This is a genomic window from Streptomyces sp. NPDC054834 (genome assembly GCF_053611185.1).
The window spans coordinates 135,972-147,324 of the sequence record NZ_JBSGZV010000024.1; the positions used below are offsets into that span (position 1 = coordinate 135,972).

The window sequence follows — 11,353 nt, forward strand, 5'->3', positions numbered from 1 at the left end:
CACCGCCCTGCTTTCCAGAGTGACCTCGTCCGTGCGGTACGTGAGCCTGAGAGATTCCGGGGAGGAGTTGCTCCTTCGGCGCCTCCGATGGTGTCCGGAGGACTCTCCCGCGCGGGGTCAGCAGCCGCTTGCCAGCGTACCAGCGAGGGCAACGCGCGAGCCTCGAGTGGCCGCCTTCCTGAATGTGCTCTTTTGTAGTGCTTACGGATGAGTTGCGACCACGAGGAGGGACCGTGCGAACGGACATCGATCCGCGCCACCTGATCGGCCGCAAGGCGTTCGACCGCAATGGCGACAAGATCGGCACGATCGACGAGGTCTACCTCGACGACGCGACCGGTGAGCCGGAGTGGGCGGCCATACGCACTGGCCTGTTCTCCAGGGACGCTTTCGTCCCGCTGGAGCCCAGCGAACTGATCGACGGCACCCTCCGGGTTCCCTTCGACCGGTCCCTCATCAAGGACGCGCCCGACTTCGGCGTCGGTCGCCATCTCTCTCCCGAGCAGGAACTCCAGCTCTACCACCACTACGGCCTCGACGTGACCTCGTCTCCTCCGCCCCCGGACCACGACTTCGGCCATTTGGCGGGCACGGACGAGACGGCGGGACCGACGTAGTGGGCCCTCCCCCCACCCGCCCCGTCCGGGACCGCCGGTCACACCCCACAGAACCGCCCCGGCCAGCCGCTTCACCCGGCAGCACCGCCCGGACACGCACCCGATCCCTCGTCCGCCTCAGTCCCATCCGCACCGCGGAGGGACTCATCCGCACCGCGTCAGGGCATGCCCGTACCGCCTTGTGATCCCTCCGCACCGATTTCGGCCCGGTCCGCAGCACTTCCGTACCCGACCGCACCCTTCTCGGGCAGGTCCGCACTCTTCCCGAGCCTCTCCGCACCGATGGGGGCCCGCTCCGCGTCACTTCCGGGTATCTCCGCATCGCCCCCGGATCCCGCCGTCCCGTCCCCGGCGCCCGCCGTCCCGTCCCCGGTGCCCGCCGCACCGCCACGGAGCCCGCTCGCGGCTGCCCGGGCAGTCAACGGCAGCGGATCCGCCGGTTCCAGGGCCGGGTCGTCGACCCGGAAAGTCCGCACGCGGCCGGGCTCCGAGCCGGGCGTCTCGAAGCGCACGGTGACCCGCCCGAGCCCGCTGCCCTGCACCCAGCCGTGCCCGAACTCCGCATGCCGCACGTCGTGCCCCGCGGGCCAGCGCCGTTCGGCCGGCGTCGGCTGTTCCACCGCGGGCTCGGGCACCGCCTCCTCCGCGGCCGCTTCCGCCATCTCACCCGCCGCCTGGGCGAACAGGTCCTCCTGCGTGTAGTCGGCGAGCCCGGAGACGCCCACCCCGAGCAGCCGTACGCCACCGGTCGTGTCGACGGAGTCCAGCAGCCGGGCCGCCGCCTCCCGCACGACCGCCGGATCGTCCGTGGGCCCACGCAGCGTCTCCGACCGGGTCAGTGTCGAGAAGTCGTATCGCCGCACCTTCAGCACGATGGTCCGCCCCGACAGCCCGGCATCGCGCAGCCGCCGCACGCACCGGTCGGCGAGCCGCTGCACCTCCAGGCCGACCCGGAGCCGGTCGTGGATGTCCACGTCATAGGTGTCCTCGACCGATACCGACTTGGCCTCCCGCTCCGCCACCACGGGCCGCTCGTCGTCCGCCAGCGCCATGGCGTGCAGAGCGCGACCGTGGGCCTTGCCCAGCAGCCGTACGAGCTCGTCCTCGCCGGCCTCGGCGAGTTCCTCGACCGTGGTGATCCCGGCGCGTCGCAGATGGTCCCCGGTCGCCGGCCCCACCCCGGGCAGCGTCCGCACCGACATCGGGCCCAGCATTGCCCGCTCCGTCCCCGGCTCGATCAGTACCAGCCCGTCCGGCTTGGCCTGCTCGGAGGCGATCTTCGCGAGCATCTTGGAGGCGGCGAGCCCCACCGACCCCGTCAGTCCCGTGACGGCCCGGATGTCCGCGCGCAGCTTCACCCCGGCCAGCCGTGCCGATTCCTCGTCCCGGGCCGTTCCTCCCGCCTCCAGGTCCACGAACGCCTCGTCCAGGCTCAGCGGCTCGACGAGTGGGGACAGCGCCCGCAGCAAGCCCATCACCTGTTCACTGATCGACCGGTACAGCCCGAAGCGCGGGACGAGATAGGCGGCGTTCGGGGCGAGCCGACGCGCCTGGGCCATCGGCATCGCCGAGTGGACCCCGAAGACCCGTGCCTCGTACGACGCGGTGGCGACCACTCCGCGCGGCCCCAGCCCGCCCACGACGACGGCCTTCCCGCGCAGGCTCGGCTTGGAGGCCTGCTCCACCGAGGCGAAGAAGGCATCCATGTCGAGGTGCAGGATCGTGGGCGCGTTTCTCACACCTCCGATGCTGCACCACACCACTGACAATGCCCCGGCAGCCGGTACGCGGGGCCTCGCCGCCGAGGGGCAGGCGCGGCAGGCGCCGTCAAACCGCCCGGTTGCGTCGCCGCGCCAGCTCGTCGGCGGGGTTCTGCCCGACGAGGGTCTCCCCGGTGTCGATGCGCTCCCCGTGCAGCTGGGAGAGCGCGCTCTCCACGTCCCGCCACACCACGCCCACGGCGATCCCGAAGATCCCCTGACCGCCCTGGAGCAGGGCGTGGACCTCGTCGGGGGACGTGCACTCGTAGACTGTGGCTCCGTCGCTCATCAGCGTCATGCGCCCCAGGTCACGGAAACCGCGCTCCCTGAGGTGCTGGACGGCGGTGCGGATGTTCTGGAGCGAGACGCCGGTGTCCAGAAAACGCTTCACGATCTTCAGGACGACGACGTCCCGAAAGCTGTACAGCCGCTGCGTGCCCGACCCGTAGGCGGGCCGCACGCTCGGCTCGACCAGGCCGGTGCGGGCCCAGTAGTCGAGCTGCCGGTAAGTGATGCCGGCGGCCGCGCAGGCCGTCGGACCGCGGTAGCCGATCTGCTCGGACGCCATGGACGCCGCCCCTCCGCCGTTCGGCACGGCCGTCGGTCGCTGCGGAACGTGATCGGCCGCGCCGCCATGGTGGGGATACCCCGTGCCCGAGCGGAGCCGAGAGCTTGAAGGAGGGTACGGACCGCTCTCCCCGAAACCTCGTCCGGGGGCACCCCCAGCCGTACCGTCGCCGCTGCTTCTCACGCCGACCTCCGTCCTTGACCTGCCTTCTCGACGGTAGGCAGTCACCGGGGGTGCGTCAACGATCGCCACACTCGGCACGCCGAGTGATAATCACCCTAAGAGTGGTTTCCCGTGCCCCACCGCGGGGAAAGGCTAGCCGAATGCGCTGGCGGGGAACGTCAGGACGCTCTCACTGGCCGCCGGCAAGTGCCATCTGAACGACGGTCACGAACCGTCGACCGGCCGGTCACGGACCGCGCGCCGGCCATCGGCCGACGCACTCACTGGCTGCTGGTACCGAAGTCCTCGGGCGAGATCTGGTCGAGGAACTCGCGGAACTTCTCCACTTCGTCCTCCTGCTCGTCCGGGATCGCGATGCCCGCGTCGTCGAGCACCGTGTCGCTGCCGTAGATCGGCGTTCCGGTGCGCAGGGCCAGCGCTATGGCGTCGGAGGGGCGGGCGCTCACCTCGACCCCGCTGGCGAAGACCAGCTCCGCGTAGAAGACGCCCTCACGCAGATCCGTGATGCGCACTTCGGTGAGCTCCTGGCCGACGGCCTCCAGCACGTCCTTGAACAGGTCGTGGGTCAGCGGTCGTGCGGGGGCCATGCCCTGCTGGGCGAAGGCGATCGCCGTCGCCTCCCCCGGTCCGATCCAGATGGGGAGGTACCGATCGCCGCCCACTTCACGCAGGAGCACGATCGGCTGGTTGGAGGGCATTTCCACCCGGACACCTACGACATCGAGCTCGTTCACACAGCAACCCTAGGCCGTGCCCGGGATGTTTGGGTAGTCGGGCCGGGGACGGGCGCCCGATCCGGCCTCTCGCATACCAGTGCCGCTCAAGGCAGCCGAACGCCGAGCGCGGTCTGCACCAGGGCCGCGTGCAGCCTCACCGTGAGCGCGGCCAGCTCCTTCGTACGGGCCTCGGCATGCGCCCTGGTCTGCGGATTGCGGTGCCGCTTGAGCGGGGCAACCACCTGGTCCACCAGCCCGGCCTCCCGGTCGGCGGCGGCCTTCATCACCCGCAGGTGGCGCGGCTCGATCCCGAACCGCCCCAGCTCCGCGACAAGGGAGGCCACCGTGACGGCCTCCGCGTCGTACACCCCGCCCTCGAGGGGAGCGAGGAGCCCGTACGACTCCCACTCCTTCAGGTCGCTCTCGTCGATCCCGGCGGCCGCCAGCAGCTCGACCCGTCCGATCCGGGCGGCCGTGGGCCCCTCCGCGGGCTCGAGCACCGTCTCGCCGGCGCGCTGGCGCCCCACGACCGGCAACTGCACGGCCTCGCCGCGCGCCATCGCGTCCAGGTGCTCGCGGATCACCTTGAGCGGCAGATAGTGGTCCCGCTGCATCCTCAGGACGTGACCGAGACGCTCGACGTCCTCGGGACTGAACTTGCGGTACCCCGAAGGGGTCCGCCGCGGCTCGACCAGCCCCTCCGACTCCAGGAACCGGATCTTGGAGATCGTGACTTCGGGGAACTCCTCGCGCAGCACGTTCAGCACCGTGCCGATGCTCACCAGCCCACTGTCCGTGGCGGCGGTGCCGTGCCCGGCACCGCCGCTCGGTGTTCGAAGCATGGACCTTCCCTGGGGGTCCCCCCGGACGGCGTCCGGGGGAGGGTCAGATGCCCTGCCGGCTCGCGTAGAAGACCAGCCGGTACTTGCCGATCTGCACCTCGTCACCGTTCGACAGAGCGACCTGGTCGATCCGTTCACGGTTGACGTACGTGCCGTTCAGACTTCCCACGTCGGCCACCGTGAAGGAGCCGTCCGGAGAGCGCCGGAATTCCACGTGGCGACGCGAGACCGTCACGTCGTCCAGGAAGATGTCGCTCTGCGGATGACGCCCGGCCGTGGTGAGCTCGCTGTCCAGCAGGAAGCGGCTGCCCGAGTTCGGCCCACGGCGCACCACCAGCAGCGCCGAGCCCAGCGGCAGCGCGTCGACGGCCGCCTGCGCCTCCGGGGAGAGCATCGGCGTCTGACCGGTCGCCTCCGCGTCGTAGGCCTCCAGGCCCGAGATGGAGATCGTGCTCGTGGTCTCGGACGCACGCTCCGGCACGGCGCCGGGGCGCAGCGGCGCACCGCAGTTGGAACAGAAGCGGGCGTTCTCCGCGTTGCGGTTACCGCACCTCGTACACACCAGGACCGACATGGACGGATCCTCCTGCCCCGCCGGAGCGTTGGACGCGTACGGGTCGGAGGTAAACCCTCCACCCGTACCTGAGGTTGACGGTTGCCCGAAACCTATGCCGCCGGGCTGGGCAGGGTCAACAGACGGCGCGCCCTGACCTCCGGAAATGTCACCGCCCGGACCAGCCACCTGGTCACGGAACAGCGGGCGCTGACCCTCTGCGTCAGGCTGTGCGCGATGGCGGGCGGTCGCGTTGTCGCTGCCCTCTCGCGCGCTCTTGCCGAACAACTTCGCAAACAACTTCACGGGCGATTCCCCTTGACCGAAACAGACCCGCCCGTGGGGCAGGACGAACCCTGATTGCCTACACCGGCCGACCCGGACACCTTCACAACGTCCGTAGCCACCAGACAGTTTCCACCACACCCCACCCCTTCGGTGCGCCGACCCCCCGCAAGCTCATGCCCCTGCCGGACGTCCCCCATGCACTCTCGGTTCACTGCGAGGACGACCGAGCGTAGCCAGGCTGCTTCGCCGGTCGCAAGGCATCCACGACGATCTTGGTCGACCGCTCGACGGTCGCGGTGGCCTGCTCCTTCTCAAGAGTCTGCACCACGCCTCCGGGAATGTTGAGCGCCGGCTCGAGGTCCTGCGGCTTGCCGATGACCTTGAAACGATAGGGGGCGTTGATCTTGTTCCCGTCGACGCTCACGCTCTTGCCGGAGTCAGTGAGGTAGGTACCGGCGACGACCCGGACACCGTTCACCTGGATCGCCTCCGCGCCGGCAGCGCGCAGCTCCTGGATCGCGTCGAGCAGCATGTCCGCCTTGACCGTCCCCTTCGTGTCGTCGATCGTCATCGTGATGCCGGGACCCTCGGCCGCCACAGTGCCCGCGAGGATGCCGAGTTGCTTCTCCTTCTCGGCGGTCTGCTTGCGCGCCTCCGCGGCCTGGTCGGAGCTGCTCTGCAGCTCCTGCCGCTGCTTGTCCAGTCCCTGCTTCTCGTCCTCAAGACGCTGAGTGCGGTCGTCGAGTTCATCGAGGATACGGACGAGATCCTCCTGGCGAGCGCCGCGCAGGGCGCTGTCGCTGTCACTGTTCGACGCCACCTGCACGGCCAGACCGAAACCGAGGCCGAAGAGCAGCACCGCGACGATCAGTTGAGCCCGGGTCACGCGAGGCGGCCACAGTCCCTGGACCAGGCGCCGGCGGCCGGTCAGCGCCTGCTGGGGCTGCTCCTGCTGGGGCTGCTCCTCGGCGGCCTGCTCGGGCGCGGGGGCCGGCACGGGCACCTCGGCGGGCAGTTCCTTGCGCAGCCTGTTCTCCGGCTGCTCGTCCTGGTTGCTCATCGGTGTCACGCCCGGAACACGTGGCGCCGGATCGCCGCGGCGTTGGAGAAGATGCGGATGCCTAGCACCACCACGACGCCGGTGGACAGCTGCGCGCCCACGCCCAACTTGTCGCCCAGGAATACGATCAGCGCGGCCACGACCACGTTGGAGAGGAACGACACCACGAAGACCTTGTCGTCGAAGATGCCGTCGAGCATGGCCCGCAGGCCGCCGAAGACGGCGTCCAGCGCCGCTACGACGGCGATCGGCAGATAAGGCTCGACGACCGCCGGAACCTCAGGCCGGACCAACAGGCCGGCCACGACTCCCACGACGAGGCCCAGTACGGCGATCACGATGTGCCCTTCTCAGTGCTCGGCTGTGCTGTACGTACGATCACACTCGGTGCGGCGGGCAGCCGGACGTCGCTCTCGGTGGAGATGCCGGTCCGGATGCCGTAGCTCTCTTCCAGGGCGTGCAGATACAGCCCGTCGGCGCTGTTCTGGAACCTGGTGCTCAGCTTCTTCCCGTCCCCCACCGCGAGGACCGTGTAGGGCGGCACCAGCGGCTTGTTGTCGACCAGTATCGCGTCACCCGCGGCCCTGATCGCCGACAGGGCGGTCAACCGCTGCCCGTTGATGGAGACGGCCTCGGCGCCCGAGGCCCACAACCCGTTCACCACGCGCTGCATGTCGCGGTCGCGCACCCGGCCGGTGTCGGAGAATCCCGAGGTCTCGCGCGGGTTGCCGTCGCCGCCGGTGGTGGCTTCCTTGGCATCGTTCACGACGAGCTTGACACCGGGCCCGTGCACCGCCGTGGCGCCCGACAGAACGCCCGCCAGGTCCGCCTGCCCGCTGCCGCCGCTCTTCTTCAGCGCCGCCCGCTGGCGCTCGCTGACGTCGTCGCGCAACTTGTCCACGTCGCCCTCGAGCTTGTCCGCCGCCGACGTCTCGCGGTCGATGCGGTCGATCAGCTCCTGGCGCTCCTTGGCGACCACGGGCGCCGCCACACGCGCCTGTGCCGCCCCTACGGTCACCACGAGCGCCGCAAGGACCAGACCTGCGGCGAGACCGAGCTTCGCCCGGAGGGTCCTGGGCATGCCGCCCGACTCGCCCTGGGCCTTCCTCCGGGCGGCGGCCTCGGCGTACCCGTCGTCGAGGCTGTGGTCCATGACGTTGGTGATCAACGACATGGAGGCATCCGGACGCGCGGGCCGCGAGAGTGTGCTCCGAATGGGGGGTTGCTGCGGCATGCCGCACATCGTCGCATGTCGCGACCACTACCTCCGAACGGCCCCACCCGCGTGCCGGACAGGCCCTCTTGGAGGACACTTGTCCGGCACGCGCGCGTGCGGCGTTTTTTACCGTCCGGCGCTGTCCACGACTGCCGACCACTCGTCGAGCAGGGCCTGCGCGGAGGCGTCGTCCGGCCCCTCCGCCCACAGGTGGGTGACCGCCTCGGCCGGGTCGGGCAGCACCATCACCCAGCGCCCGTCGGTCTCCACGACCCGCACACCGTCTGTGGTGTCGACATAGCGTTCTCCGGCGGCCTCGACGACCCGGCGCATGACCAGTCCCTTGACGGCCCAGGGAGTCGCCAGATCCCGCTTCAGGACGTGCGCCCGCGGGATACGGGCGTCGATCTGGCTGAGGGTGAGCTGGGTGCGCGCCACCAGCCCGATCAGCCGTACGAAGGCGGCCGCACCGTCGTAGACGCTGCTGAACTCGGGGACGATGAACCCGCCCTTGCCGTCACCGCCGAAGATGGTCCCTTCCTCGCCTCCCACGCGCGTGAGGTCGTCCGGAGAGGTGGTGGTCCACTCGACCTGGGTGCCGTGATAAGCGGCCACCTGCTCGGCGATCCTGGTCGTCGTCACCGGCAGCGCCACACGCCCGCTGCGTCGCTCGGCGGCCACGAGGTCCAGCATCACGAGCAGCGCCCGGTCGTCCTCGATGATCCGGCCCTTCTCGTCGACGAGCGACAGCCGCTCGCCCACGGGGTCGAACCGGACGCCGAACGCGGCACCCGAGGACGCCACGATCTCGCCGAGCCGCACGAGCCCCGACCGTCGCACATCGGCGGTCTCGGTCGGCCGTGACTCGTCGAGACCCGGGTTGATGGTCAGCGAGTCCACACCGAGCTTGCCGAGCAGGCTGGGCAGCACGAGCCCGGCGCTGCCGTTGGAGGCGTCCACGACGACCTTGAGGCCCGATTCGGCGATTCCGGTCGTGTCGACGTTCCGCAACAGCGACCCGGTGTACGAGTCGAAGACGCTCGCCGGGAAGTGCAGATCACCGATCTCCCCCGGGAACGCGCGCCGGTACTCCTGCCGCGCGAACACCCGGTCCAGCTTGCGCTGGCTCCCCTGCGAGAGGTCCGCTCCGTTCCCGTCGAAGAACATGATGTCGACGGAGTCCGGCACACCCGGAGAGGTCCGGATCATGATCCCGCCGGCGCTGCCCCGCGCGGTCTGCTGCCGGGCCACCGGCAGCGGTACGTTCTCCAGGTCCCGTACGTCGATGGCGCTGGCCTGGAGCGCGGAGATGACCGCCCGCTTGAGCGCACGGGCACCACGCGAGTGGTCGCGGGCCGTGGTGACGGTGGAGCCCTTCTTGAGGGTCGTGGCGTAGGCCCCGGCCAGCCGGACCGCCAGCTCGGGCGTGATCTCGACGTTCAGGATTCCGGTGACGCCGCGGGCGCCGAACAGGTGCGCCTGGCCCCTGGACTCCCAGATGACCGAGGTGTTGACGAAGGCGCCGGCCTCGATCGTCTTGAACGGGTAGACCCGCACGTTGCCCTGCACGATCGATTCTTCGCCGATCAGGCACTCGTCACCGATGACCGCGCCGTCCTCGATCCGGGCAGCACGCATGATGTCGGTGTTCTTGCCGACGACACAGCCTCGCAGATTGCTGTGCTGGCCGACGTAGACGTTGTCGTGCACGACGGCCTTGTGCAGGAAGGCGCCGCTCTTCACGACCACGTTCGAGCCGACGACCGTGTGCTCTCGGATTTCCGCGCCCGCCTCGACCTTGGCGTAATCGCCGATGTAGAGCGGCCCCCTGAGCACGGCGTCCGGGTGCACCTCGGCGCCCTCGGCCACCCATACGCCCGGGGAGATCTCGAAGCCGTCGATGTCGACGTCGACCTTGCCCTCGAGCACGTCGGCCTGCGCCTTCACATAGGACTCGTGGGTACCGACGTCCTCCCAGTAGCCCTCGGCGACATAGCCGTAAACCAGCTTGCCCTCCTTCATCAGCTGCGGGAAGACGTCACCGGACCAGTCGACGGGGACATCGGGCTCGACATAGTCGAAGACCTCGGGCTCCATCACGTAGATGCCCGTGTTCACGGTGTCCGAGAAGACCTGTCCCCAGGTCGGCTTCTCGAGGAAGCGTTCGACCTTGCCCTCCTCGTCGACGATGGTGATGCCGAACTCCAGCGGATTGGGCACACGCGTCAGACAGACGGTGACCAGCGCGCCCTTTTCCTTGTGGAAATTGATCAGCTCGGTGAGGTCGAAGTCGGTCAGGGCATCGCCGGAGATGACAAGGAAGGCATCGTCCTTCAACGCCTCTTCGGCGTTCTTGACGCTTCCGGCGGTACCGAGTGGCTTCTCCTCATTGGCATATGTGAGCTCCATTCCGAGCTCCTCGCCATCACCGAAGTAGTTCTTGACGAGTGAAGCCAGGAACTGCACGGTGACGACGGTCTCGGTGAGCCCATGCCTTTTGAGCAGCCGTAGCACGTGCTCCATGATCGGGCGGTTCGCCACGGGCAGGAGCGGCTTGGGCATGCTCGAGGTCATAGGGCGAAGGCGAGTGCCTTCACCACCGGCCATCACGACGGCCTTCATGTCGGAAGCGTCCTCCTCTAAGAGACGACGGTCCAGCCGACTTCACCCGTCCAGATTGTCCCGCACTTTTCCGTCGCGGGCCATCGCAAGCCACTACGTCCGGACAATCGGCGGGTTCAGCCGGCCATGGCGTCCGCACGAACCAGGCGGCGGACTTGGACCACGTAGAGCACTCCTGCCCACCAATAGAGGGTTGTACCCCACCCTGCGAACGCCCATCCGAAAATAGCAGCGAGTGACGAGATCCATCCGCTTCCGTCACTGAGCAACAACAGCGGGAAGGCATACATCAGGTTGAAGGTCGCTGCCTTCCCCAGGAAGTTCACCTGCGGTGGCGGATAGCCGTGCCGCCTGAGGATGCCCACCATCACCAGGAGAATCAGCTCTCGCGCCAGGAGTGCTGCTGTCAGCCACACCGGCAGGATCTCGCGCCAGGTGAGTCCGACCAGCGTGGACAGAACGTAGAGGCGGTCCGCGGCCGGATCAAGGAGCCGGCCGAGGCTGCTGATCTGGTTCCAGCGCCGCGCGAGCTTGCCGTCCAGATAGTCACTGATCCCACTCAGGGCCAGCACGAGCAGCGCCCAGTTGTCGCTCTTGGGCCCCCCGAACTCGGGCCTGAGGATCAGCCACAGGAAGAGCGGTACGCCGAGGAGCCGCGCCATGCTGAGGATGTTGGGGATGGTGAGGACCCGGTCTGTCTGGACGCGGGTCTCCTGGACCTCCACCCGGGGGCCTCCTGTGGGAAACGTACCTACGATGCCCCCTGACCTTACCTCAACGCAAAAAAGCTCTGGCTCTTGGGCTGATGCCCAAGAGCCAGAGCTATAAAAGGAGTTCGGCGGTGTCCTACTCTCCCACAGGGTCCCCCCTGCAGTACCATCGGCGCTGTGAGGCTTAGCTTCCGGGTTCGGAATGTAACCGGGCGTTT

General features: G+C 68.9%; 10 protein-coding genes, 1 rRNA gene, 1 pseudogene and 1 riboswitch. Of the genes and pseudogenes, 1 reads left to right on the forward strand and 11 read right to left on the reverse strand.

Annotated elements, in window-relative coordinates:
* Window positions 1-24 precede the first annotated feature (24 nt).
* A riboswitch (glycine riboswitch) is annotated at window positions 25-120 on the reverse strand.
* A 113-nt stretch (window positions 121-233) separates the two neighbouring features.
* Window positions 234-617, forward strand: a complete 384-nt coding sequence (locus ACWGJM_RS28820) for a PRC-barrel domain-containing protein (RefSeq protein ID WP_453414631.1) — start codon at window positions 234-236, stop codon at window positions 615-617.
* A 317-nt stretch (window positions 618-934) separates the two neighbouring features.
* Here the strand turns inward: ACWGJM_RS28820 and ACWGJM_RS28825 are convergent.
* The 11 genes and pseudogenes from ACWGJM_RS28825 to rrf all read right to left on the reverse strand — a co-directional run.
* Window positions 935-2,356: pseudogene (locus tag ACWGJM_RS28825) on the reverse strand (DNA polymerase IV); the annotation flags it as partial.
* Window positions 2,357-2,444: 88 nt separating this feature from the next.
* Window positions 2,445-3,128, reverse strand: a complete 684-nt coding sequence (locus tag ACWGJM_RS28830; RefSeq protein WP_453414632.1) for a MerR family transcriptional regulator — start codon at window positions 3,126-3,128, stop codon at window positions 2,445-2,447.
* Window positions 3,129-3,388: 260 nt separating this feature from the next.
* Window positions 3,389-3,862: a bifunctional nuclease family protein gene (locus ACWGJM_RS28835; RefSeq protein ID WP_026253112.1), complete on the reverse strand. Its 474-nt coding sequence runs from the start codon at window positions 3,860-3,862 to the stop codon at window positions 3,389-3,391.
* 86 nt (window positions 3,863-3,948) lie between these two features.
* Window positions 3,949-4,686 carry a transcriptional regulator FtsR gene (gene ftsR, locus ACWGJM_RS28840; RefSeq protein ID WP_453414633.1) on the reverse strand — a complete coding sequence of 246 codons (738 nt, stop codon included), beginning with the start codon at window positions 4,684-4,686 and terminating at the stop codon, window positions 3,949-3,951.
* A gap of 43 nt (window positions 4,687-4,729) precedes the next feature.
* Window positions 4,730-5,545 (reverse strand): FHA domain-containing protein, encoded by an 816-nt coding sequence (locus ACWGJM_RS28845; RefSeq protein WP_453414634.1) that lies wholly within the window; start codon window positions 5,543-5,545, stop codon window positions 4,730-4,732.
* A gap of 190 nt (window positions 5,546-5,735) precedes the next feature.
* On the reverse strand, window positions 5,736-6,587 hold the full coding sequence (locus ACWGJM_RS28850) for a DUF881 domain-containing protein (RefSeq protein WP_453414635.1): 852 nt from the start codon (window positions 6,585-6,587) through the stop codon (window positions 5,736-5,738).
* Between the two features lie 5 nt (window positions 6,588-6,592).
* Window positions 6,593-6,925, reverse strand: a complete 333-nt coding sequence (locus tag ACWGJM_RS28855) for a small basic family protein (RefSeq protein ID WP_003988855.1) — start codon at window positions 6,923-6,925, stop codon at window positions 6,593-6,595.
* Window positions 6,922-7,761, reverse strand: a complete 840-nt coding sequence (locus tag ACWGJM_RS28860; protein WP_453414636.1) for a DUF881 domain-containing protein — start codon at window positions 7,759-7,761, stop codon at window positions 6,922-6,924. Before ACWGJM_RS28860 ends, ACWGJM_RS28855 begins: the two co-directional genes overlap by 4 nt.
* A 168-nt stretch (window positions 7,762-7,929) precedes the next feature.
* Window positions 7,930-10,425 (reverse strand): sugar phosphate nucleotidyltransferase, encoded by a 2,496-nt coding sequence (locus ACWGJM_RS28865; protein WP_453414637.1) that lies wholly within the window; start codon window positions 10,423-10,425, stop codon window positions 7,930-7,932.
* A 116-nt stretch (window positions 10,426-10,541) separates the two neighbouring features.
* Entirely contained in the window at window positions 10,542-11,150 is a 609-nt protein-coding gene (locus ACWGJM_RS28870; protein WP_453414638.1) for a CDP-alcohol phosphatidyltransferase family protein, read from the reverse strand.
* A gap of 108 nt (window positions 11,151-11,258) precedes the next feature.
* Window positions 11,259-11,353 (reverse strand): 5S ribosomal RNA (gene rrf, locus ACWGJM_RS28875); the annotation flags it as partial.